The following is a 25,238-nucleotide window of genomic DNA, read 5'->3' as shown; positions in this document are numbered from 1 at the left end:
CGCTACCGTGGCGGGCATGGGTCTGCTCACTGCCTGGGTCCTCGTCGCCCTCGCCGTCCTCGCCGCGCTGTGGTGCGCCGCCGGGGCCGTGCGGCTGACACGTCGCGAGCGCAGCGGGGGTGTCCGGTGACGAACCCGACGCCCGCCGGGCTGCCCGAGCAGCCGGTCGCCGGCCGCACCGAGCTGCCGGTGGAGGAGACCACCGACGTCCGGACCGGGCCGGAGGTGGCGCACGAGCTGCTCTCGGTGCTGCCGCTGCTGGGCGAGTGGCACGGGGAGGGGCAGGCCGCCGGGTCCGCCGGGGACCACCGGTTCGGGCAGTGGGTGCGGTTCGCCCACGACGGGCGGGACTTCCTGTCCTACGAGTCCCGGACCTGGCGGATCGCCGAGGACGGCACGGTCGCCGGCCCCGACGTCCGGGAGTCCGGTTTCTGGCGGCCGCGCGGGGAGGACGAGGTCGAGCTCCTCGTCGCCCACCCGGAGGGCCTGGTCGAGATCCTCGTCGGCACCGCCCGCAGCACCACCAGCTGGGAGCTGGCCACCGACGTGCTGGCCCGCACCCCCGACCACCCCGACGTCACCAAGGCGGCCCGGCTCTACGGGATCGTCGAGGGTGCGCTGATGTACGCCGTGGACCACGCCGGTGCCGACGGCCAGCTCCGCCCGGTGATGTCCGCCCGCCTGGAGAGGATCCGATGACCCCGCGCCAGATCGCCGATGCCCACGTCGCCGCCGTCTGCGAGCTCAACCCGATCGTGGCCACCGGCCTCGGGCAGGCCGTCGACGGACTGCCCGACCTGTCCCCGGCCGGCCTGGCCGCCGAGGCACAGCTGCAGCGGGACACCCTGGCCGACCTGGACCGGGCGCTCGAGCAGGACCCGGCGCTGGCGGAGGACCCGGTCGAGGCGCGCTGCGCCCGGCTGCTGCGCGAGCGGCTGGGTGCCGCGCTGGACCTGCACGAGGCCGGCGAGGGCCTGCGCGAGGTCTCCAACCTGTTCTCCCCGGTCCACCAGGTGCGGCAGGCCTTCACGATGATGCCGACCGCGACAGTGGAGGACTGGGGTGTGCTGGGACGGCGGCTCGCCCGGGTGCCCGAGGCGCACCGCGGGTACCTGGCCTCGCTGACCGAGGGTGCGGCCCGCGGGCTCTTCGCCGCCCCGCGCCAGGTGGAGACCGTGATCGGGCAGCTGGACGAGTGGCTGGCCGGGCCGTACTACGCCGGCGTCGTCGCGGCCGGCCCCGCGGAGCTGCGCACCGAGCTGGACGCCGCGGCCGCTGCGGCGGACGACGCCGTCGCCCAGGTGCGCGACTTCCTCCGCGACACCTACCTGCGCCAGGCACAGGGCACCCCGGACGCCGTGGGCCGGGACCGGTACGCCCGCTTCGCCCGGTCCTGGAACGGCACGGACCTGGGCCACGGCACGGGGCTCGAGGACGCCTACGCCTGGGGCTGGGCCGAGCACCTGCGCATCCGCGAGGAGCAGCGCGCCGCCGCCGAGCAGGTGCTGCCCGGGGCCACCCCGATGCAGGCGATGCGCTGGCTGGGGGAGAACGGGCCCGCCGTCGAGGGCGTCGAGCAGGTCCGGCTGCGGCTGCAGCAGATGATGGACGACGCCATCGAGGCCCTGGACGGCACGCACTTCGAGCTGGCCGAGCCGATCCGCCGGGTCGAGGCCATGATCGCCCCGCCCGGCAGCGCGGCCGCGCCGTACTACACCCGCCCCGCGCAGGACTTCTCCCGCCCAGGCCGGACCTGGCTGCCCACGCTGGGCAAGGACCGCTTCCCGCTGTGGGACCTGGTGTCCACCTGGTACCACGAGGGCGTCCCGGGCCACCACCTGCAGCTGGCCCAGTGGGCCTACGTGAGCGGGGACCTGTCGACCTACCAGACCTCGCTGGGGTCGGTGGGGGCCAACGTCGAGGGCTGGGCGCTCTACGCCGAGCGGCTGATGGACGAGCTGGGCTTCCTCACCGACCCCGGCGCCCGGCTGGGCTACCTGGACGCCCAGCAGATGCGCGCCGTCCGGGTCGTCGTGGACATCGGCATGCACCTGGAGCTGCCGATCCCCGCCGACGCCGACGGGGCGCTGGCCGAGCACCGCGGGCAGCGGTGGACCCCCGAGCTGGCCCGGGCGTTCTTCGGCGAGTACTGCGGCCGGGACACCGACTTCCTGGACAGCGAGCTGGTCCGCTACCTGGGCATGCCCGGGCAGGCGATCAGCTACAAGCTGGGGGAGCGTGCCTGGCTGCAGGGCCGGGCGGCCGCGCAGGCCGCACACGGGGACGCCTTCGACCTCAAGGCCTGGCACATGGCCGCGCTGTCCCAGGGCAGCCTGGGCCTGGACGACCTGGCCGACGAGCTCAGCCGGCTGTGAGGCTCACGGCCTGAGGGCGGCTGCGGCGGTCGAGTCCAGGGCGAGCAGGAACGCCCCCTGGACGACGACCGCCGCGCCGTCGCCCCGCCAGCGGTCGGTGCGCAGCAGTGCGGCGCCCAGGGCCAGGTAGCCCACGTCCAGCCCGGCGTTGACCAGCAGCACCCGGCGCAGCCGACCCGGATCGGTGGGCCCGCGACGGCGGCGGTTGTGGGCGCCGACGCCGGCGATGACCCCGTCGACCGCACCCCAGGCCGCGGTCTGCCGGCCGAAGCCACGGGTCCGCGGCGACAGCGACAATGCCGCGCCGGCGACGACGGAGGCCGCGGCCCAGCCGCCCAGGACGGTGGTCAGCCGGGTCTCCACGGTGGCGGGGTGCATGCCCACGATGGTCCTACAGTCTGCTGACGTGGAGCTGACCGTCGTGGACCTGCCGTCGTTGGACCTGCTGCGGGACCGCTGGGCGGCCGCGGCCGCGGTGGTGACCGCGCTGGGCTTCCCGCAGACGGCATCGGCCCGCGGGGACCGCTGGCGCCTGGACGACGGCGGCGGCAACTGGGCCGAGGTCGTGCTGCTGGCCCCGGACCGGGCGGTGCTGCTGGGCTGGGACCGGGAGGCGGTCACCCGGTTGTCCCGCCGTCCCGACGGCGAGCCGACGGGGGAGCTGCTGACCGACGCCCCGGACTGGTGGTCGGAGCCGCTGCGCGCCCTGGACCCCGCCGTCGAGGTGTCCTTCGTCCTCGGCTGGGACGGTACGGCCTGGTCGCGGGTGCCCTCGGACCTGGTGGACGGCTCGACCCGGGTCGGCCTGCCGGTCGACGCCGAGACGCTGTACGGCCTGGTCGACACCTACGCCGAGGGCGTCGCCGACGACCAGGGCCTGGGCGAGTGGCGTGCCCCGTGGCCGGCGGTGGCGGCGCTGGGCGCGGCCGGTCCGGAGCTGACCGTGCAGCAGCTGGCCGACGTGCTCGGCCCGCTGGAGGCCGACCTGCCCGCCGGCGTCGTGGCCGCGCAGCGGTTCAGGAGTCCGGCGGCGGGTTGACCGTGTCGGCGTCGTCCCCGACCGGTTGGTCGGCGGTGGCCGGCAGGCACTCCAGCCGGGGGTCGGCGAGCAGCTCGGCGATGCAGGCGGTCGAGCCGCCGACGTAGGTGCTGACCAGCTCGACGTCGGTGAGCACGCACCAGGCCCGGTCGGCCGGCCACCACAGGTTGGCGCTCTGGTCCAGCGGCTCGGGGGCCATGTTCTGGCAGGCCAGGGTCACCGGGCCGTGGACCAGCCAGTAGGACCGGGGCCCGACGGTCAGCCGGGCCTGGTGGGCGTGCAGCCCGGGATGGGCGTCCCAGACGCCGAACCAGCAGTCCCCGGGGGTGCCGGTGTGTCGGGCGAGGACGTCGACCAGGACCTCGGCGACCTGCTCGGTCAGGTGGCCACGGGCGGGGGCGCCCTCCCACAGCGGGCTCTGGTCGGCCTCCTCGTAGAAGTCGAGGGAGCCGGTGATCGCGCCCCACGTCATCTGCGGGTGCGCGGTGGTGCCGTTGGCCGCGGCGACGTCGGCCCAGCGGACGTCGACGTCGTCGTCCCCGACGTACCGGGCGGCGGGGTGCAGCACCCGGGCGGTGGCCGGGAAGACCGGCGGCATCAGGGCGGCGAGCCCGGCGCCGGGGCGGACGGCCCCGGCGATCCACGCACCGACGGTGACGTCGGGTTCGGGCTCCCGGCCGGCGAACTGCACGGGCCGAGCTTAGGGACCTCGCGGGTCTCCCGCGGGTCGTGCGCAGGTCCTCCGGAGAACGGACAACCCCCGGGCTGCTCCGCGGCGCTGGACCCTGCTGGTGGGCGGGGGAGCTGCGCGCGGGCCGACTGGACTGGGTCGGCGGCCCGGGGGTCGGGTGACTGTCCGGTTCTCGCTCGCCGCCATCGGCGGACGGGCGATGCCACACGCGTCAGACCGGGTTGATCCGGTGCTGAGCGGGCGGCCCATCTGGACGGCGGCTAGCGGACAGCCACCTCACGCGTCCTGAACGACATCAATTGTTCGGACCACCTCCTCTCTCGTGTGACACCACGGTACGACCGGTTTTCCCGACCGCGCAACACCCTTCTTCAGCTCTCGGCGGAGGGGTTCCGGCGTCGCTCGGAGGCCTCGTCGACGGTCTCCCGCGGAGGTCTGAGGCCCTCCCGCTGGTAGACGTCGGGGATGCCGTCGCCGTCGTCGTCCCGGGCCTCGGCCTCGGCGAGGCGGCGGTAGACCCGGTCCCGCGGCTTGAGCACGGCGGTGGCCAGCAGCGCGGCGATCAGCGTGCCGGTGAGGACGCCGACCTTGACGTGCTCGTCGCGCAACGAGCCGGCGCCGAAGGCCAGCTCGCCGATCAGGAGCGAGACGGTGAAGCCGATGCCGGCCAGCAGGGACAGGCCCATCACGTCGGGCCAGCGCAGGTCGGTGTCCAGCTCGGCCTTGGTGAACCGGCTGACCAGCCAGGTGGCGCCGGTGATGCCGATGGCCTTGCCGGCGACCAGGCCCACGACGATGCCGATGGCCACGGTGTCGGTGAGCGAGGCGCCCAGCCCGGACAGCCCGCCGACGGTGACGCCGGCGGAGAAGAACGCGAACACGGGGACGGCGATGCCGGCCGAGATCGGCCGGATGCGGTGCTCGAAGTGCTCGGCGAGGCCGGGGCCCTCCCCGGGGGCCTGGCGGACCACCGGCACCGTGAAGGCGAGCAGGACCGCGGCGACCGTGGCGTGCACGCCGGACTCGTGGACGAGCACCCAGGTGGCGACGGCGAGGGGCAGCAGCAGCCACCAGTGCCGGACCCGCTTCTGCACCAGGAACCCGAACAGCGCCAGCGGGACGAGAGCCAGCGCGAGCGGGCCGAACGCCAGGGACGAGGTGTAGAAGACCGCGATGATCGTGATGGCCAGCAGGTCGTCGACGATCGCCAGGGTCAGCAGGAACGTGCGCAGCGCGGCCGGCAGGTGGGTGCTGATGACCGCGAGGACGGCGAGGGCGAAGGCGATGTCGGTGGCGGTGGGGATGGCCCAGCCGGTGAGTCCGTCCTCGCTGCCCAGGTTGATGACGGTGTAGATCACGGCGGGGACCGCGATGCCGCCGACGGCGGCCGCGACGGGCAGGGCGGCCTTGCGTGGGTCGCGCAGGTCGCCGGCGACGAACTCGCGCTTGAGCTCCAGCCCGGCCACGAAGAAGAAGACCGCCAGCAGGCCGTCGGCGGCCCAGGTGCCCAGGGTCAGGTCCAGGTGCAGCGAGGCCGGCCCGACGCGGGTGTCGCGCAGCGTCTCGTAGGCCGCCGACCAGGGGGTGTTGGCCCAGACCAGGGCGATGACCGCGCCGAGGATCAGCAGGACGCCGCCGACGGTCTCCTTGCGGAGCAGTGCGGCGATGCGGGTGGCCTCGCCGTAGGTGCCGCGGGCGAACAGGCGGGATGGGCTCGACATCAGGGGTGGCTCCAGGGTGCGGGGTCGACTGAGGAGTTGCCGACCAGACTTCCCGGCGCACCGTGGGCCAGGGTACCGGGATCAGGCCTCGAAGACCGACCAGCACAGCTCGTTGCGGCGGGCCTGGTCCTCCAGCACCAGGTCCCGGACGGCGTCCGGCAGCTGATCGTGCTGCCAGCGGCACTCCCGCCGCCCGGCGTCGTCGTCCTCGGCGGCGCGGACGGCCTTGATCGCGTAGGCCGCGGCCCCCAGGTCGTGCTCGGCGACGTGCGCGACGGCGCCGGCCTGCCCGGCGGCGTAGGCGGCGTGCCGGGGCGCGCCGCGCAGCTCGCGGGCGGCGCCCATGGCGTGCCCGCCGGCCGCGCGGGACGCCGTCATCGACACCTCGCCACGGGTCCAGGCCCGGACGTGCTCGATCGCCGCGCGCGGGCGGTCGTCGCCGGGGACGGCGGCGGTGAACAGCGGCAGCACGTGCTCGGCGCAGGTCGCGGCCCACAGGGCGAGCAGGTGGTGGTCGGCGTCGGTGAGGGTTCCGCCGCGGCGGACGGTGACCAGGCGTGGGTCGCGGACGCTGGGGAGGATCACTGGGTCTCCTTCTCGGGGGAGGTCATCCTCGCTCACGACCCCGACGTGCCCCTGAGCTGCGCTTTCGACTTGATCATCGCGCCTCGGACGGTTACACTTCGAACACGTGTTCGAGTCCGTGGAGGTGTGGTGAGCGAGCTCCGGTCGGCTGTCGTGGCGCTCGCCGCGGACGACCTGCACGCGCTGCGCGACGGTCAGCTGCTCGACAGCACCTCGGAGCTCGCGCGGACCATCAACCGGCTGCAGGCCGAGCTGGTGCGCACCGTGCGGCACGCCGACGTCGTCGGTGCCGCCGAGCACGACGGGCTGCGGACCATGCAGTCGGTACTGCGCGGCCACCACCACTTCCCACCCGGTGCAGCGGCGGCTGTCGTGCGGGCCGGCCGGGTGCTGGAGCACCTGCCGCGGTTCGAGTCCGCCTTCGCCGAGGGTGCGGTCACCGCCGCCCAGGTCGGCGTCGTCGCGGCCGCCCTCCGGCCCTGCGACATCGCCGCAGCCGAGGAGCAGGGCGTCGACCTGCACGCCTTCGACGAGGCGTGGACCGAGGTCGCCCGCACGCTGCCGCACGCGAAGCTGGGGACGGCGGTGCAGGCCTTCCGTCACGCCCTGGACCCCGACGGCCCCGAGCCCGACCCCACCGAGCGACGCCGGCTGACGATCACCAGGCACGACGACGGCAGCGGCTCGGGCCGCTTCGACCTGGACGCGGTCGGCCCGGAGAAGGTCGCCGCGGTGATCGAGTCGATGGTCCAGGCCGACCGGCCGCAGGGCGACACCCGCAACCGGGCGCAGCAGCAGGGCGACGCGCTGGTGCAGTGGGCCGACAACACCCTCGCCGCCGGGTCCCTGCCGTTCCTGCGGACGGTCAAGCCGCACGTGGTCGTGACCGTCGACCTGGCGGACCTCGTCGACCCCTCGACCGGCCACGACACCTCCACCACCGGCTTCGGCGCCCGGCTCTCCGCGGCCCGGGCCCGCTGGGTCGCCTGCGACTCGGCCGTCACCCGGATCGTGATGGGCCCCGAGGGCCTGCCCCTGGACGTCGGCCGCACCAAGCGGGTCGTCCCGCCGCACATTCGCCGGGCCGTCGAGCAGCGCGACGGGCACTGCGTCTTCGCCGGCTGCTCCGCCCCCACCCACTGGTGCGACGTCCACCACCTCGCCGAGTGGGTCCTCGACCAGGGCGACACCAGCCTGGACAACTCCGCCCTGCTCTGCGAGCGGCACCACACGAAGGTGCACCACGGGTTCCGGGTCGAGCGGGACGACGGGGCACCGCCGGGGCAGCGGTGGCGGACGACCCGGCCCGACGGGTCGGCGATCGTGCTGGGCTCGTCGCCGGCCTGAGCGCGCCCGGCCTGACCGGCGCTCGAGGCCAGGGTTCAGTGCCGGCCGAGCTCCTCGATGGCGGCCAGCAGCTGGGCACCGTTCTGGACCACCACGGCGGCCTCCCGCGCGTCGGGTGGGAGGTCCTCGACGTGGTCGGGGTCGACGACGCACGCGGGTCCGCTCATCGGCAGGATCACGAAGCGCCCGACCCGTGCGGCTTCCACCAGCAGGTCCCAGATCGCGTCGCCGATGTGGTTGGCCATGAAGCCGCTCGGCTGGTCCAGGCCGTAGACGTCGGCCTGGCTGTCCCCGGTCCGCAGGTGCCAGATGTCCCCGCTGCCCACGCGCACCAGGTGCGGCGCCAGTGCGACCCGGACAGCCGCGTTGCCGCCCCCGTCGTCCCCGTCGTGGAAGCGCATCAGGAAGACGTCGAAGCTCACCCTCCGAGTCTGCCCCGCCAGCGACCGGTCGCGGCGACCGTCAGACCGGGTCCGCCGAGCCGAGCTGTCCACCGGGCTGCAGCGGTCACAGGTGGTGCCAGCAGTCAGCCCCCGACGACACGCAGTCTCGCGCGGCAGTACAAGCACCGCGTTCAGGAGGCGGTCAGAACCGGCCGGACAGCGGGCCGGGCGACGGCGTCCAGCCTCCCGGACTCAGCTGGGTCACCCGCCCCCACGTGACGAGCCGCCTTCCTCGCGGGGCGAACCGAGCAGCACTGCATGACCCCACCCAGCAAGCTCCCTGTCGCGCACGACCATGCCGACGGCGGTGCCGGCGTCCTCATCGACGAGTGAGCCACACGTTCAGGTCTCTCTCCATCTCGGAGACACGCCTGGACTCGTAGAGGGGGGCCGCACCCGCGGCGACCTGCAGGGGGATGACCCGGCCGTCGCTGGCCAGGAGCGAGAGCTCTCCCGACGCGTCGAGCAGACTCGATGCTCGTCGGAACGCGACGACGTCGTGCTTCAGGACCCGCGAGGTCGAGAAGAAGTTCACGATCTCGATCGTGTTGGCATCGACGGTGACTCGAAGCATCCACAGCCGTGCGGCGATCGCGCAGGAGCCGATCGAGACGACGCTGGTGCCGACAGGGTCACGCATCTCCGGGCCGAGATCGATCCTGCCGGCGAGGAGCAGGGGCGCCCCGACGACGACCACGAGTGCGACACAGCCGATGAACACCCGGCTGGGGACCGCGAGGCGGTAGCTGGTCACCGGTGCACCTGCTCCCTCTCTCGTCCACTGGCGTGGGCAGCGCGTGCGCCTGCTCATCATCGTGGCTGAGTGCCGCACCGCCACGGGATCGACCCGCGGCGGAGAGTCGCGCGCCCGCCCGGTCGGCGCGAGGCCCACAGGAGGCGCCGCACACGGCCTGGTGTCGAGACCGGTGCGGCCGTCGTCGCCCGCCACTGACCTGCCATCGGAACAGTCAGCGGGCAGTGCACCGTCGTGCTCGTGTGTACCCATCCGACGACGAGGTGGGCGCCGGACCTGTCCCTGTCCCCTGGTTCCAGCGCTCCTCCGGGCGGCCGCCACCCCAACGACTGGTGCTGTCGGCGCCGGGAGGGACGGGGTCGTCTGCGTGTCGTCGCGCGTGCGCGGCCATGCCCAGGTAGTACACCGCCAGAGCCGACTGGCTGACGGCCATCAACCAACTGTCTCCGAGTGTCCAGGCCGAAACCGCAAGAGCGGTGAACGCGCCCCCGATGACGAGCAGCAGCGTGGGACTCGCGGATCTCCTGGGGCGTCTTCCGGCCGGGGTCGGCCCGGGATCGGATCCCGACGGCGCAGACATGCACCGATCATGCACGCCAACCCCCGCCCTGCGTGACCTCCTCATGTGGTCTCGGCACGCTCCCCGCCGAAGCGGGGCGAGCCCTACCGTCGGGCGGCCGCGTCGCTGCGTTGCCAGAGACGAGAAGACTCCACGTCATGTCGAGGGCATCACACCGCAGCCCAGATGTGTGCGCGAGCACCGATCGGCGGGCAGGTCGTCCCAGCCACACACGTGATGGGCCCCATCCGCCGGATCAGCTCGACCTCGTGCGTCGTCCGAATCGTTTCGCCGGGGTGGGCCGGTACCACTCACGTGCGTCGGCCAAGGCAGTCCGCAGGGCCTCGGCAGGGGTGTCGCCGAGCCAGCGGTGCGCACCGAGTTCTGAGCCTCTCGTGTCGATCCACGGCACGGTCACCTCCCACCCCCAGTGGGGCGGGGGCCGGTGGTCGTCCCACCGCACCACCATGTCGACGCTGCTCGAGCTGGGTTCGTCGGCCGACGCGGGGCCACGGGAGGCGACGGCGGCCGCTCGAGCAAGGAGACTGCTCCACCCCACCCACTGTTGCTCGAGGACTGTGGCTGCGGCGGACCGCAGCTGCACGGCGTTCGTGTGCTGCGCAGGAACCTGCCGCGAGAGGAGGAGGTCCTCCAGCGCCTCGACGAGGGTTGCGCCCGCGCCGATCTCGACACGAGTGGGACGCCAGGGTCTGGTCCCCCAGTCGGCCTGGACCTCCCACGAGAGGTCGAGGCCCTCGTCGCGACCCCAGTCGGTGAAGGGCACGTAGGAGATCGCGAGGCTCCCGCCGTCCAGGGTCCGGCCACTGGTGTCTGGCGGGGTGAGGGCGTCGGCAAGTGCCGCCTCGGCGGCGGCCCACTGCGCAGGAGTGCTCGCCGTCCCTCCAGCTGTGGTCGGCCACCGTTGCGCGTCACGTCCCCGAGCGATCACGGGACCAGCTTGCAGCAGTGGCACCTCAGGCCCGTGCGGACGAGTGCACGTGCGGCAGGGGGTGGGCGCTGTCGGCCGAGGACGAGGCCACCCACCCGACCGGACTGAGCACCCTGGCCACAGCCGTCCGAGGACCCAGCGTCCACCGAGGGTCCACCGGACGGTGGACGGCACGGGCCCGACTCAGCGGGCCAGCAGCTCCTGCACCCTCGAGGTCAGTCCCGCGTCCCCGCGGGCGATGCCGTCCAGCGACGTCACCGGCGCCGCTCCGCGGATGCCCGAGAGCAGCCAGACGGCGTCGGCGGCGTGCAGGTCGGCGACCGTCCCAGGGGTGACGGCTGTGGCCCAGCCGTCGGGGGCGGCGCAGGTGAACAGCCGGGCCTGGGTGGTGCCGGCGAGGATGCCGGTGTCCAGCGGCGGGGTGTGCAGCGTGCCGCCGGACGCCCAGACGACGGTCGACGTCGGGCCCTCCAGCAACCGGCCCTCGACCGAGGTGAAGACGACGTCGTCGGCACCGACGGAGTGCGCGTACCGGCCGGCGGCCATGTTGACCGCGTAGGACAGCGTCTTCGCCCCGCCCAGCAGCCACGGGGACACCGCGCGCACGTCCGCGGCCACACCCAGGGTCAGGGCCACCACGGCGATGCCGGCGGTCCGCTGGCGCAGCGTCTCTGCGGGCACCGGCGCCAGCAGGGCCAGGCAGGTCGGCGCGGCACCCTCGCCGAGGCCGCGGGTCAGGAACAGCCGGCAGGCGCCCTCGACGTCGGCCGGCCAGCCGTCGGTCGCGGCTGCGACCAGGGCGCCCCAGACGTCGTCGCCCACCTCGGGCAGGTCGAGCAACGCCGCCGAGCGGTGCAGCCGGGCCAGGTGGTCGGCCAGGTACGGGGTGCGTCCCCCGACGACCAGCACCGACTCGAACACGCCGTCGCCGCGGGCCAGCCCGGTGTCGAACGCCGTCACCACCGGCTCGTCGGCGGGCACCCGCACCGCGGACCCGTCCCGCCAGACCGCCACCGCGCGCACGTCGTCCGTCACGGGCCCAGCCTGCCGCACGGCACCGACGCTCAGACGGCGACCGTGGTCCCGCAGATCGTGCAGACCTCCGCCTGCTGCCGCCCCCACCGCAGCACGGGCACGAAGAACACCGTGAACTGCTTGTAGCGCTTCACCCGCGCCCACGTCGTCGTGTTGTTGCAGCGCGGGCAGGTCCGCGTCGAGCCGGGACCGAGCTCCTTCTGCTTGCTGCCGTACCCGAAGAAGAAGAACACGCCCCAGACCCTAGGAGCGCACTACCGTCCCGGCATGGCGGACGACGTCCTCACCTGGCTCGCAGACAGCGACCCGGCCCTGCGCTGGCAGGTCGAACGGGACCTCGTGGGCGCACCCGGGGAGGTCTGGCGGGCCACCCGGGCCCGGGTCGCCACCGAGGGCTGGGGCGCCCGACTGCTGGCGCTGCAGGACCCGGACGGCCAGTGGGCCGGCGGTGCCTTCTTCCCCCGCGTGGGCGGCGAGGTGCAGTGGCCCGCCGACGACGACGAGGGCCAGCCGTGGACGGCGACCACCTGGTCGCTGGCCGCCCTCCGCGACTGGGGCTGCGACCCCGCTGCCCTCGGTGACACCGCGGACCGGCTGGCCGAGCACTGCCGCTGGGAGTACGAGGACCTGCCCTACTGGGGCGGGGAGACCGATGTCTGCATCAACGCCAACACCCTGGCCTCCGGCGTCTGGCTCGGCGCCGACGTCGAGGCCCTGGCCCGCTGGTTCCCCGAGCACCAGCTCGGCGACGGCGGGTGGAACTGCGAGTGGGTGGAGGGGGCCACCCGGTCCTCGGTGCACTCCACGCTCAACGCCGTCCGCGGACTGCTCGCCCACGAGGTCGCCACCGGCGGCAGCGACGAGCTGCGCACGGCCCGGCACCGCGGCGAGGAGCACCTGCTGGAGCGGCGGCTGACCCGCCGGCTGTCCACCGATGAGCCGCTGGCGCCCTGCCTGGTGCCCCCGACCGCGCCGTCCCGGTGGCGCTACGACGTGCTGCGGGCGCTGGACCACCTGCGCTCCGCGGGCCTGCACGACGGGACCGCACCGGACCCCCGCGCCGCCGAGGCCGTCGAGCTGCTGCGCGCCGGTCGGCAGCCCGATGGCCGTTGGCTGCAGGGGCCGGTGCAGCCCGGGGCCGTCTGGTTCCCGGTCGACGTGCCCCAGGGGGAGCCCTCGCGCTGGCTCACCCTCGGTGCGCGACGGGTCCTGGACCGGTGGGACCGGGCCTAGGCTCGACCCGTGACCGACCACGCCCACGAGCCCGCGACGCCGCCGGCACTGGCCGCGCAGCTCAAGGCGCGCGGGCTGCGACTGACCACCCAGCGCCAGCGCGTGCTGGCCGCCGTCGGCGCCCTGGAGCACGGCACGCCCGAGGAGATCAGCTCCTGGCTCAAGGAGCAGGCCGGTCCCGGCGGCGCCGCCCCGGACACCTCGACGGTGTACCGGAACCTGGAGCTGCTGGAGAAGCTGGGCCTGGTCTGGCACACCCACCTCGGCAAGGGCGCGCCGGTCTACCACGCCGCCGAACACCCCCACCTGCACGTCGTGTGCGCCACCTGCGGCCGGATCGACTCCGTCGACCCCCGGCTGATGGACGGCGTCGCGGAACGTCTGGGCGCCGATCTGGGTTTCACGTTGGACGTGGGCCACGTGGCGCTGTCCGGCACCTGCCGGGACTGCCGAGACGCCGAGGCCCCGGAGGAGTCCTGACATGCGTTCCCCCCTGCTCGACCGCCCGGGCGCCGTCGCCGTCGAGGGCGGCGCCGTCGCCGCGCACTACGGAGAGCCGCTGCCCGAGCAGCGCCGCGCCGCCGAGGCCGCCGTCCTCGTCGACCGCAGCGACCGCGACGTCCTCGTCGTCCCCGGTGCCGACCGGCTGAGCTGGCTGCACAGCCTGCTCTCCCAGCACCTGGACGCCCTCGCCGACGGCACCGCCACCGAGGCCCTCGTGCTCAGCCCGCAGGGCCACGTCGAGCACCACGTCGCGCTCGCCGAGACCGGCGGCACCACCTGGGGCGACACCGAGCCCGGCGCCGGCGCCGCGCTGGTCACCTGGCTGGACCGGATGCGGTTCATGCTGCGCGTCGAGCCCGCCCTGGTGACGCCGGACTGGGCGCTGCTGACCCTCGTCGGTCCCCGCGGGGACGACGTCCTGACCGCTGCCGGGCTGCCCGTCCCGGCCGCCGTGGACCAGGTCCTGCCGCTGGAGGGCGGTGGCTGGGCCCGCCGCTCCAGCCCGCTGGGCGACGGCTCCGCCGCCGTGGTCGACCTGCTGGTCCCGCGGGCCGAGCTGGCGGCCCGCGCCGACGCGCTGCTGGCCGCCGGCGCCACCCTGGCCGGCGTCGACGCGCTCACCGCGCTGGGCGTCGAGGCCCGCCGTCCCCGTCCTGGCGTGGACAGCGACCACCGCACCATCCCCAACGAGACGCCGTGGCTGCGCACCGCCGTACACCTGGAGAAGGGCTGCTACCGCGGCCAGGAGACCGTCGCCCGGGTGCACAACCTGGGCCGGCCGCCGCGCCGCCTGGTGCTCCTGCACCTGGACGGCATGGAGGAGCACCTGCCCGCGGCCGGCACGCCGGTGCTGTCGGGCACCAAGGAGGTGGGCCGGGTCGGCACCGTCGTCCGGCACCACGAGCTCGGCGTCGTCGGCCTGGCGCTGGTGAAGTCCTCGGTGCTGGAGAAGCTCGCCACCGGCACAGCGGTCGAGCTGCGCGTGGAGCCCAGCGTGGCCGTCGTCGACACCGACGACCTGGCCGTGGAGACCGACGAGGCCGTGGCGGCCGCCCGCGAGCGCGTGCGGGCCGTGCGGTCTGCGACGATCGGCCGGTGAGCGCAGCAGTCCCGACCGCCGGCACGCTGATCACCCTCGCGCCCACCGGCGCCGAGTCGGCCAAGGCCGACGTCCCCGCGCTGCCGGTGACGGTCGAGGAGGTCGTGGCCACGGCCCGGGACTGCCAGGCGGTCGGCGCCGCCGTCGTGCACCTGCACGTCCGCGGCACCGACACCCGCCCGACGTTGGACCTCGCCCGGGTCCGCGAGGTGGTCGCCGCCGTCCGGGAGTCCACCGACCTGGTGGTGCAGCTGTCCTCCGGCGGCGCCGTCACCGACCCGCTGCCCGACCGGGTCGCGGTGCTCGACGCCGAGCCGGACGCCGCGTCCCTGTCGCTGGGCACCGTCAACTTCGGCCGCGACGTGTTCAGCAACCCCTGGGACCTGATCGTCGAGATGCACACCCAGATGCAGGCCCGCGGCATCGTCCCCGAGTACGAGGCCTTCGACCTGGGCCACCTGGCCACCCTGCGCCGCCTGCTGGACCGGCACGGCCTGCCGCACGGCGGCCACGTGCACGTCGACCTGGTCATGGGCGTGCCCGGCGGGATGCCCGGCACCACCCGCGCGCTGGCCGCCTGCCTGCCCGAGATCGACCCGACCTGGACCTTCGCCGCCACCGGCGTGGGCCGGACGTCGCTGCCGGTCATGCTGGCCGCCCTGTCCGCCGGCGGGCACCTGCGGGTCGGCATGGAGGACACGCTCACCTACGCCCCGGGCGAGCCGGTCCGTGACAACGTGCAGCTCGTCGCCCGCGCGGCCGGGCTCGCCCGGATCGCCCAGCGCCCCGCCCTGTCCACCACCCAGGCCCGCGAGATGCTGGGCATCTCGCCCCGTCAGCCAGCCCCCGCCGAGCCGGCACCCCGCCCGACCGCAGCCCAGGAGGCAACCCCGTGACCGAGTCCCCGACCGACCACCCCACCGCCGGCAAGGCCGGCGGGTCCGCGGTCGACGCGCTGCTCGACCCGGCCTTCCTGGAGGGCGTCGAGACCCGCACGATGGGCGAGGTCCGCGGGCTGCGCCGGCAGGCCGAGCAGTCCGAGGTCGACCTGTCCTACACCCGCCGCCTGCTGCAGGGCCGACTGGACATCGTCCGCCGCGAGCTGCAGCGCCGCGCCGAGCACGACGGCCGGTCGCTGGTCGACCTGCTGCCCGAGATCCTGTCCGAGAAGGGCCGCGGCCCCGCCCACGGCCTGGGCCGGCACCAGACCGTGCAGCCCAGCTCGCCCGCCGACCACGAGCACTGGGTGAACTCCCTGGCCCCCGGGGTCGACCTCTCCGACGTCGGCGACCTGCCCGACGACCAGCTGGAGACCGCCGCCCGCGCGCTGGCCGCCGGCGAGCGCGGGCTCTCCGAGCGCCGCCGTGGCGTGCAGAAGGTCATGGACGGCCTGGCCGGTGAGCTCGGCCGCCGCTACCGGGACGGCGAGGCCGACGTCGCGCAGCTGCTCGCCGCCGAGGGCCGCCACTAGCCGTGCAGAGCTACCCCGACAACCCGGTCCTGGTCGAGGTCGTCCGCTCGGGCTTCCTGGAGTCGGTGCACCGCGGATCGCTGGTCGTGCTGGACGCCGACGGTGCGGTGACCCTCGCGGTCGGCGCCGTGGACACCCCGACACTGCCCCGCTCGTCGAACAAGCCGGTGCAGGCCACCGCACTGCTGGCCGCGGGCTGGACGCCGCGCTCGGCGCAGGAGCTGGCCATCGGCGCAGGCTCGCACTCCGGGGAGCCCGGCCACGTCGAGCTGGCGCTGGCGATGCTGGCCGCCGTCGGGCTGACCGAGGACGACCTGGGCTGTCCGCCCGCGCTGCCCTCCGACGAGCACCAGAAGGCGCTGTGGACGGCGGCCGGCACCACGCCCCGACGTGCGGCGATGAACTGCTCGGGCAAGCACGCGGCGATGCTGTCGGCCTGTGTGGCCGCCGGCTGGCCCACCCGCGGCTACCTGGACCCCGGGCACCCGCTGCAGCAGGCGATCCAGGCGCGGCTGGGCGAGGCCGGCGGCGAGCCGGTCAGCGCCGTCGTCGTCGACGGGTGCGGGGCACCCCAGCACGCGCTGTCGGTGACGGCGCTGGCCCGTGGCGTGTTGTCGCTGGTGCAGGCCCCCGAGGGGAGCCGGGACCGCTCCGTCGCCGACGCGATGCGTGCCCACCCGTGGCTGGTCGCCGGCACCGGCCGGGACGACACGCTGCTGATGGACGCCGTCCCCGGCCTGCTGGTCAAGGGCGGGGCCGACGGCGTGCACGTGGCCGCCCACCCCGGTGGCGGTGCGGTGGCACTCAAGCTCGACGACGGCGGGGACCGCGGGCGGATGCCCGCGCTGTGCGCGGCGCTGCCGCGCATCGGGGTCGCCGCGGACGCGGTGGCCCGGTGGGTGGTCACCCCGGTCAGCGGTGGGGACGGCGCCGTGGGCGAGGTCCGGGCGGCCGACGTCCTGCAGTGAGGTCTTCCTCACGCTGCTAGCCCCCCGCTTGCAGGAGCTAGCACCCGGGCCTAGGGTAAGGGACGTGCAGAACCCGTCGGAGATCGTCAGCACGGTCCGCGAGAGCGTGACCAGTGCTGCCGCGTCCGCTGCTGCCGAGGCGACCACGGTGTCCACCGCGGTCAGCTCGCAGGTCGGCGACTTCATCCGCACCCAGCGCAACGCCGCCCAGGTGTCGTTGCGCGAGCTGGCCCGCACCGCCGGGGTCAGCAACCCCTACCTCTCCCAGGTGGAGCGGGGACTGCGCAAGCCGTCGGCGGAGATCCTGGCCCAGATCGCCCGGGGCCTGAAGATCTCCGCCGAGACGCTCTACGAGCAGGCCGGCATCCTCGACCGTCGCTCCGGCACCCCGGACACGGTCGCGGCGATCCGATCGGACCCGGCGTTGAGCGAGCGGCACAAGACGCTGCTGCTGGAGATGTACGAGCAGCTGGCCGTCCTCCCGGCGTCCCCCGCCCCCACCACCCCCCAGGAGTCCTGATGAGCAAGCCCACCGAGACCGTGAAGAGCTACGGCGAGGCCGCCGTGTCCGAGGGCCGCAAGGTCGCCGGCAGCCTCGTGGAGACCGGCAAGACCGGCGTGCTGGCCGCCATCGGCGCCGGCGACGTCGTCGTCGAGCGCGCGCTGTCCGCCGTCGGCGTGCTGCGCTCCAAGGCCGAGGCGCTGCCCGGCGAGGCCCAGGTCCAGGCCGACCTGGCCGCCAAGGAGGTCCGCACCCGGGCCGAGGCCGCCCGCGACAAGGCCTCCCGCGCCGTGGGCGAGGCCCGCAGCCGCGCCGAGGTCGCCGCCGACCGCGCGTCGTCCGCCGCCCGTCCCGAGACCGTCCGGGGCACCGTCGCCGGCGTCGCCGGCACCGTCCGCGACCAAGCCGTGAGCACGCTGTCCGGGCTGGCCGCCCGCGGCGAGGAGGTCATCGAGGACCTGCGCCGCCAGCCCGCGTTCCGCTCCGTCGTGCGCCGCACCGAGCGCGCCGTAGACACCGTCGAGGACGCCCTCGAGGACGTGCTTGACAGCACCGACGACGCCGTGGCCCAGGCCTCCGACGAGATCACCTCGGTCGCGCAGAAGGCCTCGTCCAAGGCAGACAAGGCCGCCGCCAAGGTCACCTCGGTCGCGCAGAAGGCCAAGTCCGACACCGACGCCGCGGTCGAGGAGACCAAGACCGAGGCCGCCGACCAGGCCCGGTCGACCAAGCGCACCGTCCGGTCGGCCGCCGCCCCCACCCCGGAGGACGTGCCGGCCAAGCCCGCCCGCAAGTCCCCGGCCCGCAAGGCCGCCGCCAAGCGCGCCCCGGCCCGCAAGGCCACCGCGCCCTCGGCCAGCAGCAGCGCCCCGTCGGCCAGCAGCAACGCCCCGGCCGCCACCAGCACCGCGCCGTCCTCGGACAGCTGACCCACCCGCACGACACCGCAGGGCCCGGAGCGTCTCGCTCCGGGCCCTGCGGCGTCCTGCGTGGGTAACCTGGGTGCATGCCCGGCTTCGACTCGACCCTGTTCGCGGTCATCACCTACGCCGTGCTGGCGCTGGGGGCGTGGGCCGTCGTCGACGCGCTGATCCGCCCGGCCGACGGCTACGTCGCGGCCGGCAAGCTCAGCAAGCCCGCCTGGGTGGCCATCACCGTCATCGCCACCCTGGCCGCGTTCTACCTGGGCCCGATCAGCTTCCTGGGCCTGCCGGCGATCATCGCGATCATCGTCTACCTGGTCGACGTCCGGCCGGCGCTGCGCGGCCTGCAGCAGGGCAACAGCAGCTGGTGACCAGCCGCTGCTGACCTGGCGGGGCTCAGCCCTTGGGCATGAAGATCCACAGCACGATGTAGGCGATGAACTGCGGGCCGGGCAGGATGCAGGACACCACCGCCGCGATGCGCAGCGCGGTGCGTGAGATGCCGAAGCGGCGGGCCAGGCCCGAGCAGACCCCGGCGATGACCTTGTTGTTGGTGTCGCGGGCGAAGCGTGCGGGAGAGGTCATGTCGTACACCGTAAGGCGCTGACCTGGGCATCGCCTGGGGAGCGGCCCCGCACGCCTCAGCCGAAGACGCCGGCCGGGGGCTCGGGGGAGGGCACGGCGGTCGCGTCGTCGACCGGCAGGGCGGTGCCCACGAACGCGGTCAGGTCCGCACCGGCCACCACCCGGGCCGGCATCGGGTCGCCGGCCGTACGCCGGGTGAGCCCGGCGACCGGGAGCTCGACGTCGGAGGCGACGGCGACCGTGTTGCCGTAGCGGCGCCCGCGCAACGTGCCGGGTTCGGCGATGAGCAGCACGTGCCCGAAGACCGCGGACAGCGTCGCCGCCTGGGTGCGCAGGAAGCGCAGCGGCGGGCCGTCGGAGACGTTCCAGGCCGTCACCCCGCCCGGGCGCAGCACCCGGGCCACCTGCACGGCGAACGCCGTCGAGGTCAGGTGCGCCGGCGTGCGGGCCCCCGCGAACACGTCCACCAGGACGACGTCGGCGCTCGCGTCGGGCAGCGCCTCCAGGCCGGCCCGGGCATCGGCGGCCCGCACTCGCACGCGGGCCCCGCGGGGCAGCGGCAGGGTGCTGCGCACCAGGTCGGTCAGCGGCTCGTCCAGCTCCACCACCCGCTGCCGGGAGCCCGGCCGGGTGACCGCCACGTAGCGGGCCAGGGTCAGCGCGCCGCCGCCCAGGTGCACGACGTCCAGTGCCGCGCCGTCCTCGCCGTGCAGGTCCAGCACGTGCCCCATCCGGCGGACGTACTCGAACTCCAGGTGCGCCGGGTCGTCGAGGTCCACGTGGGACTGCGGGACGCCGTCGAGCATCAGCACGTAGGAGCGCTCCCGGTCGGCGTCGCCCAGGATCTCCGCCGTCCCGCCCACGGTCTGCGTGGGACCGGGCAGCTCCGGGTGCTCCAACGGCGGAGCCTTGCGCTCGCGGCGGGCCACCTCAGCGCCCCCGCAGCAGGGTCTCGGCGGTCGCGTCGCCGCTGACCTCGACCTCGGCGGGGCGGCCCCACAGCCGGCGCAGCAGCTGCTCGGCGGTGCCCGACAGCACGGCGTCCGGCTCGGCCGACGTCCCCACCGTGACCGCGCCGTCGCGCAGGCCGACGTCCCAGCTGGTGTCCAGGTCGGTGGCGCGGACCAGGACGTGCGCGCGGGCGGTGAGCAGCGGCTCGGTGTGCGCCCACCGCGGGAGGACGACGCCCAGCAGCTCGGCCACCCCGTCGGCGGCCAGGGCGGGGTCGACCGGGGCGTGGTCGAGGCCGGCGGCGGTCTCCAGGTCCAGCCGGTGCACCAGGTGCTCGCTGGCCTGCCGGTGCACCCAGTGCCCGGCGGTGTCGGCGGCCGGGCTCATGTGCCAGGTCGGCTTCACCGGGTCGGTGGTGCGCAGCGTGGCCACCAGCTCGGTGAGGCCCAGGGCAAACCAGCCGTGCAGGTCCTCGTGCGGCGGGAAGCGGGGCGCCGGCGGGGGAGTGGGGTCCGGACTGCGCAGGATGCCGGTGACCCAGCGGTGCACGGTGCCCAGGTGGACGACGAGGTCCCGGGCGGTCCAGTCCGGCACCCACGGCACGGTGACGTCGAGACCGCCCTGCACCGGTGTCCGGCCGTTGTCCAGCAGCTCCGCCACGACGCCGAACCGCTCGCCGTCGGCGACGACGGCGTCCACCAGCCGGTCGAGCGGGACATCGCCCACGACAGCGCTCACGACGGCGCTCCCACCGGCGCCACGGCGGACCAGCGGACCGTCATCTCGCCGTGCCGCCAGCGTCGGCTGGAGCCGACCAGCGGCCAGCCCTGCGCGGCCAGCCCCTCGACCGCGCCCACCCAGCGCTGCCGGGGGCCGAACGTCGACAGCCCGGCCGCCGAGGCCCAGGCCGCGTCGAAGGCCTGCAGGAACGCGTGCACCGGCTGGCCGGGCACGTTGTGGTGGATCAGCGACTTGGGCAGCCGCTCGGCCAGGTCCGAGGGTCGCTCGATGTCCGAGGCCCGGGCGGCCAGGGTCAGCGTCAGCGGGCCGGAGTCGTCCAGCGCCACCCAGGTCGCCCGCCGTCCCCACTCGTCGCAGGTGCCCTCGACCAGCAGCCCGCCCGGCCCCAGCGCCGCACACATCGTCTGCCAGGCCCGCGCCGCGGACTCCTCGTCGTACTGCCGGAGCACGTTGAACGCGCGCACCAGCACCGGGCTCAGCCCCGCCAGCTCGAACCCGCCGACCCGGAAGTCCACCCGCGGCGGGTCCCGGTCGGCGGCCACCGCGGCCACCCGCTCCGGGTCGATCTCCAGCCCGACGACCTCCAGGCCGTCCACCTCGTCGGCCAGCCGGTCCACCAGCTCCAGGGTGGTCACCGCCGACGCGCCGTAGCCCAGGTCCACGACCAGCGGGCGGGCCGCGTCCCGCAGCCGGGGCACCTGGGTGGCCACCAGCCAGCGGTCCACCCGGCGCAGCCGGTTCGCGTTCGTCGTCCCGCGGGTGGGCAGGCCCAGGGCCCGCGCCCGGCCGGCTGCCAGCCGTGGCTGCTTGCGGGTCGGGGGAAGCACCGCCTTGCGGGTGTGGTCGCTGTCCCTCACCTGGCGGGAGCGTAGTCGCGTGGTGGCTACCGTGGTCGGCGTGCAGTCGCTCACCGGTGTCCCGTTGTCCGAGCTGACCACCCTGCGGGTCGGGGGACCGGTCGACCGGCTCGTCGAGGTCACCGACGCCGCCGAGCTCGCCGACGCCGTCCGCGAGGCCGACGCCGCCGGCCGGCCGCTGCTGGTGCTCGGCGGTGGCTCCAACGTCGTGGCCCCCGACGCCGGCTGGCCCGGCACCGTCGTCGCCGTCCGGTCGCGGGGCGTGGTGCGCACCGGGGACTCCCTGCAGGTGCAGGCCGGTGAGCCCTGGGACGACCTGGTCGCGCACACCGTCACCGAGCAGCTGGCCGGCATCGAGGCGCTGTCCGGCATCCCGGGCAGCACCGGGGCCACCCCGGTGCAGAACGTCGGCGCCTACGGCCAGGAGGTCGCCCAGACCATCACCGCCGTCCGGGTGCTGGACCGCCGGGACGGCACCGAGCGCACCCTGACCCCCGCCGAGTGCGGCTTCGGCTACCGGGACAGTGCCCTCAAGCAGCACCCCGGGGTGTTCGTCGTCCTCACCGTGACCTTCGGGCTCACCGACAGCGCACTGTCGATGCCGGTGGGCTACGCCGAGCTGGCCCGCCGGCTGGGCGTCGAGGTCGGGGAGCGGGCGCCGCTGGCCGACGTCCGCGCCGCCGTCCTGGAGCTGCGCCGCGGCAAGGGCATGGTGCTGGACCCGGCCGACCCCGACTCCCGCAGCGCCGGCTCCTTCTTCACCAACCCCGTCGTCCCGGCCTCGATGGCCGTCGAGGGCTGCCCCAGCTGGCCCGCCGGGGACGACGTCAAGCTGTCCGCCGCCTGGCTCGTCCAGCACGCCGGGTTCGGCCGTGGCACCCGCTCCGGCCACGTCGGGACGTCGTCCCGGCACAGCCTGGCGCTCACCACCGAGCCCGGCGCCACGGCCGAGGAGCTGCTGGCCTTCGCGGGCCGCGTCGTCGACGCCGTCCGGGACCGCTTCGGGGTCACCCTGGTCCCCGAGCCCACCGCCGTCCGCCCCGGCTGAGCCCGGCCGCCCGGGCATGGGATCCCCCGCATACGGCTGAGCGCTCCTGCGTTATGCGGGGGATCCCATGCCACCGCGGGGTCAGGACTCCCGGGCGACCTTGTGCTGGGCGGCCTGGGCGCGCGGGCGCACGACCATCAGGTCGATGTTCACGTGGTGCGGGCGGGTGACGGCCCAGGCGATGCAGTCGGCGACGTCGTCGGCGACCAGCGGCTCGCGCACCCCGGCGTAGACGGCGGCCGCCTTGTCGGCGTCCCCGGTGCGGTTGAGGGCGAACTCGTCGGTCTTGACCATGCCCGGGGCGATCTCGATGACCCGGACGGGCTCGCCCACCAGCTCCAGGCGCAGCGTCCCGGCCAGGGTGTGCACGCCGTGCTTGGCCGCGGTGTAGCTGGCCCCGCCCTCGTAGCTGACCAGGCCGGCGGTCGAGCCCACGAAGAGCACGTCCCCGGCGCCCGAGGCGCGCAGCGCCGGCAGCAGCGCCTTGGTGACCCGCACGCTGCCCAGCACGTTGACCTCGAAGCTGCGGGTCCAGGAGTCCAGGTCGGCGTCGGCGACCGGGGCCGCGTCGAACGCGCCCCCGGCGTTGTTGACCAGCACGTCGACCCGGTCGAGCCCCGCGGCGAACGCCGCGACCGACTCCTCGGAGGTGACGTCGAGCTGCACCGCCCGCCCGCCGATGCGCTCGGCCAGCTCGGTCAGCCGGTCCAGCCGCCGGGCGCCCAGCACGACGGAGAACCCGTCGGCGGCCAGTCGCTGCGCGGTGGCGGCACCGATGCCGCTGGAGGCACCGGTGACGACGGCGACCCGGCCGGCGCCGGGCGAGGGGAGCGGGGAGGGGGTCTCGGCAGGCATGTGCCCAGTGTGCTGGTGCAGGATGGTGAGTCGACACAGGCGCCCGTCCGGGTGCTGTACCGAGCCCGGGCGGGAGGTCCAGGTGCCTGCACGCCGCCCGCTCCGGCCCGCCCCGCGGCCCGGTCAGCCCCTGCTCCCGCGCCGCGTGGCCACGCTCAGCGTGCACACCAGCCCGCTGGACCAGCCCGGCGCCGGTGACGCCGGGGGCATGAACGTCTACATCGTCGAGGTGTCCCGCCGGCTGGCCGCCAGAGGCATCGCCGTCGAGGTGTTCACCCGGGCGACGTCCTCGGACCTGCCGCCGGTGGTCGAGATGGTCCCCGGCGTGACCGTGCGGCACGTCTCCGCCGGCCCGTTCGAGGGCCTGGGCAAGGACGACCTGCCGGCCCAGCTGTGCGCCTTCACCGCCGCCGTGCTGCGGGAGGAGGCCCGGCGCGAGCCCGGCTTCTACGACGTCCTGCACAGCCACTACTGGCTCTCGGGCCAGGTCGGCTGGCTGGCCCGGGACCGCTGGGGCGTGCCGCTGGTGCACTCCGCGCACACCCTGGCCAAGGTCAAGAACGCCGCCCTGGCCGAGGGCGACAGCCCCGAGCCGCGGGCCCGGGTCATCGGCGAGGAGCAGGTCGTGGCCGAGGCCGACCGGCTGATCGCCAACACCGCCGAGGAGGCCCGCCAGCTGGTCCGCTGGTACGACGCCGACCCGGCGCGCACCCTCGTCGTCCCGCCCGGGGTGGACCTGGACCGCTTCTCCCCGGGCGATCGGGCCGCCGCCCGCCGCGCCGTCGGCGTCCGCGACGACGCGCTGGTGCTGCTGTTCGTCGGCCGGATCCAGCCGCTGAAGGCCCCCGACGTGCTGCTGCACGCTGCTGCCCGGATGCTCGCCGACGAGCCCGCCCTCCGGACGCGGCTGCAGGTGCTGGTCGTCGGTGCGCCCAGCGGCAGCGGGCTGGCCGAGCCCCGCCAGCTGCAGGAGCTCGCCGTCTCCCTGGGCATCGCCGACGTCGTCCGGTTCGTGCCGCCGCAGGCCCCGGACTCCCTGGCCGAGCACTACCGGGCCGCCGACGTCACCGTCGTCCCCAGCCACAACGAGTCCTTCGGCCTGGTCGCGCTCGAGGCCCAGGCCTGCGGCACCCCGGTGGTCGCCGCCGCCGTCGGCGGGCTCCCCACCGCGGTCGAGGACGGCGTCTCCGGCGTGCTCGTCGACGGGCACGACCCGGCCGACTACGCCGCGGCGATCCGCAAGGTCGTGGAGCAGCGGGAGCTGCTGTCCGCCGGGGCGCGCCGGCACGCCACCCGGTTCAGCTGGGACCGGACGGCGGGGTCCCTGGTGGACGCCTACTCGGCGGCCATGGCCGAGATGGCCGTGCCCCCGCTGGTCCGCTCGCCCCGCGACCGGGTCCGGGACGCCGTCCGGGCGCTGTCGGCCAGCGGCGTCACCCGGTGAGGTCCCTCGACGAGCTCGAGGCCGTCGTCGACGCCACCCTGCGGGACGCCGAGCTGGTCTTCGAGCACCCCGCCCGCGGCCGGTTCCTGGTCGACCTGCCCGGCCACAACAAGCTCAAGACCGTCTGCGGGCTGATCCTCGGTGACCACGGGCTGCGGGTCGAGGCGTTCGTCTGCCGCCAGCCCGACGAGAACCGCGAGCAGCTGTGGACCTGGCTGCTGCAGCACAACTCCCGGATGTACGGCGTCTCCTACTCCATCGACAGCGTCGGCGACGTCTACCTGACCGGCCGGCTCAGTCACGCCGCGGTCACCGCCGAGGAGCTGGACCGACTGCTGGGCGCGGTGCTCAGCTACGCCGACGACCACTTCAACACCATGCTGGAGATCGGCTTCGGCAGCTCCATCCGCCGGGAGTGGGACTGGCGGGTCAAGCGCGGGGAGTCCCTGCGCAACCTGGAGGCCTTCGCCGAGTTCGTGCAGCGCCGCCCCGACGGGTCGTGACCCGACGCGTGGTGACCAGACCCGGGGGCCGGGAGGACCTCGGCGCAACCCGGCGG

At 75.1% G+C, this 25,238-nt stretch carries 29 protein-coding genes; 16 read left to right on the top strand and 13 right to left on the bottom strand.

What is annotated here, in order from left to right:
* Positions 1-126 precede the first annotated feature (126 nt).
* Both ASG41_RS03280 and ASG41_RS03275 read left to right on the top strand, forming a co-directional pair.
* Positions 127-699 (top strand): FABP family protein, encoded by a 573-nt coding sequence (locus ASG41_RS03280; RefSeq protein ID WP_056289521.1) that lies wholly within the window; start codon positions 127-129, stop codon positions 697-699.
* Positions 696-2,375: a DUF885 domain-containing protein gene (locus ASG41_RS03275; RefSeq protein WP_056289517.1), complete on the top strand. Its 1,680-nt coding sequence runs from the start codon at positions 696-698 to the stop codon at positions 2,373-2,375. Before ASG41_RS03280 ends, ASG41_RS03275 begins: the two co-directional genes overlap by 4 nt.
* 3 nt (positions 2,376-2,378) lie before the next feature.
* Here ASG41_RS03275 and ASG41_RS03270 read toward each other — a convergent pair whose 3' ends face one another.
* Positions 2,379-2,753 carry a hypothetical protein gene (locus tag ASG41_RS03270; protein WP_082556545.1) on the bottom strand — a complete coding sequence of 125 codons (375 nt, stop codon included), beginning with the start codon at positions 2,751-2,753 and terminating at the stop codon, positions 2,379-2,381.
* Positions 2,754-2,781: 28 nt separating this feature from the next.
* Between ASG41_RS03270 and ASG41_RS03265 the strand changes: the two genes are divergently transcribed.
* A complete protein-coding gene (locus ASG41_RS03265) occupies positions 2,782-3,414 on the top strand; it encodes a hypothetical protein (RefSeq protein WP_056289509.1) in 633 nt (210 codons plus the stop codon).
* Here the strand turns inward: ASG41_RS03265 and ASG41_RS03260 are convergent.
* The 3 genes from ASG41_RS03260 to ASG41_RS03250 form a co-directional block, all read right to left on the bottom strand.
* The gene (locus ASG41_RS03260; RefSeq protein ID WP_056289508.1) at positions 3,392-4,105 is read right to left on the bottom strand and encodes a hypothetical protein; all 714 of its coding nucleotides are present in this window, start codon (positions 4,103-4,105) and stop codon (positions 3,392-3,394) included. The genes ASG41_RS03265 and ASG41_RS03260 overlap by 23 nt on opposite strands.
* A 371-nt stretch (positions 4,106-4,476) precedes the next feature.
* Positions 4,477-5,826, bottom strand: coding sequence for a Na+/H+ antiporter NhaA (gene nhaA, locus ASG41_RS03255; RefSeq protein WP_056289505.1), 1,350 nt, complete (start codon positions 5,824-5,826; stop codon positions 4,477-4,479).
* Positions 5,827-5,907: 81 nt separating this feature from the next.
* Positions 5,908-6,411: a putative immunity protein gene (locus ASG41_RS03250; protein WP_056289501.1), complete on the bottom strand. Its 504-nt coding sequence runs from the start codon at positions 6,409-6,411 to the stop codon at positions 5,908-5,910.
* Positions 6,412-6,540: 129 nt separating this feature from the next.
* Between ASG41_RS03250 and ASG41_RS03245 the strand changes: the two genes are divergently transcribed.
* Positions 6,541-7,758 (top strand): HNH endonuclease signature motif containing protein, encoded by a 1,218-nt coding sequence (locus ASG41_RS03245; RefSeq protein ID WP_056289498.1) that lies wholly within the window; start codon positions 6,541-6,543, stop codon positions 7,756-7,758.
* Positions 7,759-7,793: 35 nt separating this feature from the next.
* Here ASG41_RS03245 and ASG41_RS03240 read toward each other — a convergent pair whose 3' ends face one another.
* The 4 genes from ASG41_RS03240 to ASG41_RS03220 form a co-directional block, all read right to left on the bottom strand.
* On the bottom strand, positions 7,794-8,180 hold the full coding sequence (locus ASG41_RS03240) for a hypothetical protein (RefSeq protein WP_056289488.1): 387 nt from the start codon (positions 8,178-8,180) through the stop codon (positions 7,794-7,796).
* A 340-nt stretch (positions 8,181-8,520) separates the two neighbouring features.
* Entirely contained in the window at positions 8,521-8,955 is a 435-nt protein-coding gene (locus tag ASG41_RS03235; RefSeq protein WP_056289486.1) for a hypothetical protein, read from the bottom strand.
* A 1,691-nt stretch (positions 8,956-10,646) separates the two neighbouring features.
* Positions 10,647-11,498, bottom strand: coding sequence for an aminotransferase class IV (locus ASG41_RS03225; protein WP_056290297.1), 852 nt, complete (start codon positions 11,496-11,498; stop codon positions 10,647-10,649).
* A gap of 29 nt (positions 11,499-11,527) precedes the next feature.
* Positions 11,528-11,731 carry a zinc-ribbon domain-containing protein gene (locus tag ASG41_RS03220; protein ID WP_056289482.1) on the bottom strand — a complete coding sequence of 68 codons (204 nt, stop codon included), beginning with the start codon at positions 11,729-11,731 and terminating at the stop codon, positions 11,528-11,530.
* Between the two features lie 34 nt (positions 11,732-11,765).
* On the opposite strand from ASG41_RS03220, the gene ASG41_RS03215 reads away from it, so the two are divergent.
* The 9 genes from ASG41_RS03215 to ASG41_RS03175 all read left to right on the top strand — a co-directional run bounded on the left by ASG41_RS03215 (position 11,766) and on the right by ASG41_RS03175 (position 18,569).
* Entirely contained in the window at positions 11,766-12,731 is a 966-nt protein-coding gene (locus ASG41_RS03215; protein ID WP_056289479.1) for a hypothetical protein, read from the top strand.
* A 9-nt stretch (positions 12,732-12,740) separates the two neighbouring features.
* Positions 12,741-13,211 (top strand): Fur family transcriptional regulator, encoded by a 471-nt coding sequence (locus tag ASG41_RS03210; RefSeq protein ID WP_056289475.1) that lies wholly within the window; start codon positions 12,741-12,743, stop codon positions 13,209-13,211.
* Position 13,212: 1 nt separating this feature from the next.
* Positions 13,213-14,334 carry a folate-binding protein YgfZ gene (locus ASG41_RS03205; RefSeq protein WP_056289472.1) on the top strand — a complete coding sequence of 374 codons (1,122 nt, stop codon included), beginning with the start codon at positions 13,213-13,215 and terminating at the stop codon, positions 14,332-14,334.
* Complete coding sequence (locus tag ASG41_RS03200) at positions 14,331-15,230, top strand: 3-keto-5-aminohexanoate cleavage protein (protein ID WP_056289470.1); 900 nt, start codon at positions 14,331-14,333, stop codon at positions 15,228-15,230. The genes ASG41_RS03205 and ASG41_RS03200 overlap by 4 nt, the downstream gene beginning before the upstream one ends.
* Positions 15,227-15,805, top strand: a complete 579-nt coding sequence (locus ASG41_RS03195; RefSeq protein ID WP_056289467.1) for a hypothetical protein — start codon at positions 15,227-15,229, stop codon at positions 15,803-15,805. The genes ASG41_RS03200 and ASG41_RS03195 overlap by 4 nt, the downstream gene beginning before the upstream one ends.
* 2 nt (positions 15,806-15,807) lie before the next feature.
* Positions 15,808-16,773, top strand: coding sequence for an asparaginase (locus ASG41_RS03190; RefSeq protein ID WP_082556486.1), 966 nt, complete (start codon positions 15,808-15,810; stop codon positions 16,771-16,773).
* Between the two features lie 64 nt (positions 16,774-16,837).
* Positions 16,838-17,293, top strand: coding sequence for a helix-turn-helix domain-containing protein (locus ASG41_RS03185; RefSeq protein ID WP_082556485.1), 456 nt, complete (start codon positions 16,838-16,840; stop codon positions 17,291-17,293).
* On the top strand, positions 17,293-18,204 hold the full coding sequence (locus ASG41_RS03180; RefSeq protein WP_162245524.1) for a hypothetical protein: 912 nt from the start codon (positions 17,293-17,295) through the stop codon (positions 18,202-18,204). Before ASG41_RS03185 ends, ASG41_RS03180 begins: the two co-directional genes overlap by 1 nt.
* Before the next feature lie 77 nt (positions 18,205-18,281).
* On the top strand, positions 18,282-18,569 hold the full coding sequence (locus ASG41_RS03175) for a DUF2516 family protein (protein WP_056289465.1): 288 nt from the start codon (positions 18,282-18,284) through the stop codon (positions 18,567-18,569).
* Between the two features lie 25 nt (positions 18,570-18,594).
* On the opposite strand, the gene ASG41_RS03170 is transcribed toward ASG41_RS03175, so the two are convergent.
* Genes ASG41_RS03170 through ASG41_RS03155 form a run of 4 tightly spaced genes read right to left on the bottom strand, consistent with a single transcriptional unit; the run spans position 18,595 to position 21,332 of the window.
* Positions 18,595-18,783 (bottom strand): PspC domain-containing protein, encoded by a 189-nt coding sequence (locus tag ASG41_RS03170; protein WP_056290288.1) that lies wholly within the window; start codon positions 18,781-18,783, stop codon positions 18,595-18,597.
* A gap of 56 nt (positions 18,784-18,839) precedes the next feature.
* Positions 18,840-19,682, bottom strand: coding sequence for a spermidine synthase (locus tag ASG41_RS03165; RefSeq protein WP_157519004.1), 843 nt, complete (start codon positions 19,680-19,682; stop codon positions 18,840-18,842).
* Between the two features lie 31 nt (positions 19,683-19,713).
* Positions 19,714-20,472 (bottom strand): maleylpyruvate isomerase family mycothiol-dependent enzyme, encoded by a 759-nt coding sequence (locus ASG41_RS22760; RefSeq protein ID WP_157518921.1) that lies wholly within the window; start codon positions 20,470-20,472, stop codon positions 19,714-19,716.
* Positions 20,469-21,332 carry a class I SAM-dependent methyltransferase gene (locus tag ASG41_RS03155; RefSeq protein ID WP_082556483.1) on the bottom strand — a complete coding sequence of 288 codons (864 nt, stop codon included), beginning with the start codon at positions 21,330-21,332 and terminating at the stop codon, positions 20,469-20,471. The genes ASG41_RS22760 and ASG41_RS03155 overlap by 4 nt, the downstream gene beginning before the upstream one ends.
* Between ASG41_RS03155 and ASG41_RS03150 the strand changes: the two genes are divergently transcribed.
* The gene (locus ASG41_RS03150; protein ID WP_369799963.1) at positions 21,235-22,380 is read left to right on the top strand and encodes a UDP-N-acetylmuramate dehydrogenase; all 1,146 of its coding nucleotides are present in this window, start codon (positions 21,235-21,237) and stop codon (positions 22,378-22,380) included. The genes ASG41_RS03155 and ASG41_RS03150 overlap by 98 nt on opposite strands.
* A gap of 81 nt (positions 22,381-22,461) precedes the next feature.
* On the opposite strand, the gene ASG41_RS03145 is transcribed toward ASG41_RS03150, so the two are convergent.
* Positions 22,462-23,235, bottom strand: a complete 774-nt coding sequence (locus ASG41_RS03145) for an SDR family oxidoreductase (RefSeq protein WP_056289457.1) — start codon at positions 23,233-23,235, stop codon at positions 22,462-22,464.
* Positions 23,236-23,317: 82 nt separating this feature from the next.
* Here ASG41_RS03145 and mshA point away from each other — a divergent pair, with 82 nt between their 5' ends.
* The gene (gene mshA, locus ASG41_RS03140) at positions 23,318-24,679 is read left to right on the top strand and encodes a D-inositol-3-phosphate glycosyltransferase (protein ID WP_235564409.1); all 1,362 of its coding nucleotides are present in this window, start codon (positions 23,318-23,320) and stop codon (positions 24,677-24,679) included.
* A complete protein-coding gene (locus ASG41_RS03135) occupies positions 24,676-25,182 on the top strand; it encodes a YbjN domain-containing protein (RefSeq protein ID WP_056289454.1) in 507 nt (168 codons plus the stop codon). Before mshA ends, ASG41_RS03135 begins: the two co-directional genes overlap by 4 nt.
* Positions 25,183-25,238 lie beyond the last annotated feature (56 nt).

Source organism: Modestobacter sp. Leaf380 (assembly GCF_001424485.1).
Classification (GTDB): Bacteria; Actinomycetota; Actinomycetes; order Mycobacteriales; family Geodermatophilaceae; genus Klenkia.
The sequence above is the reverse complement of the archived record's forward strand: the minus strand, read 5'-3'. Positions and strand labels throughout refer to the sequence as shown.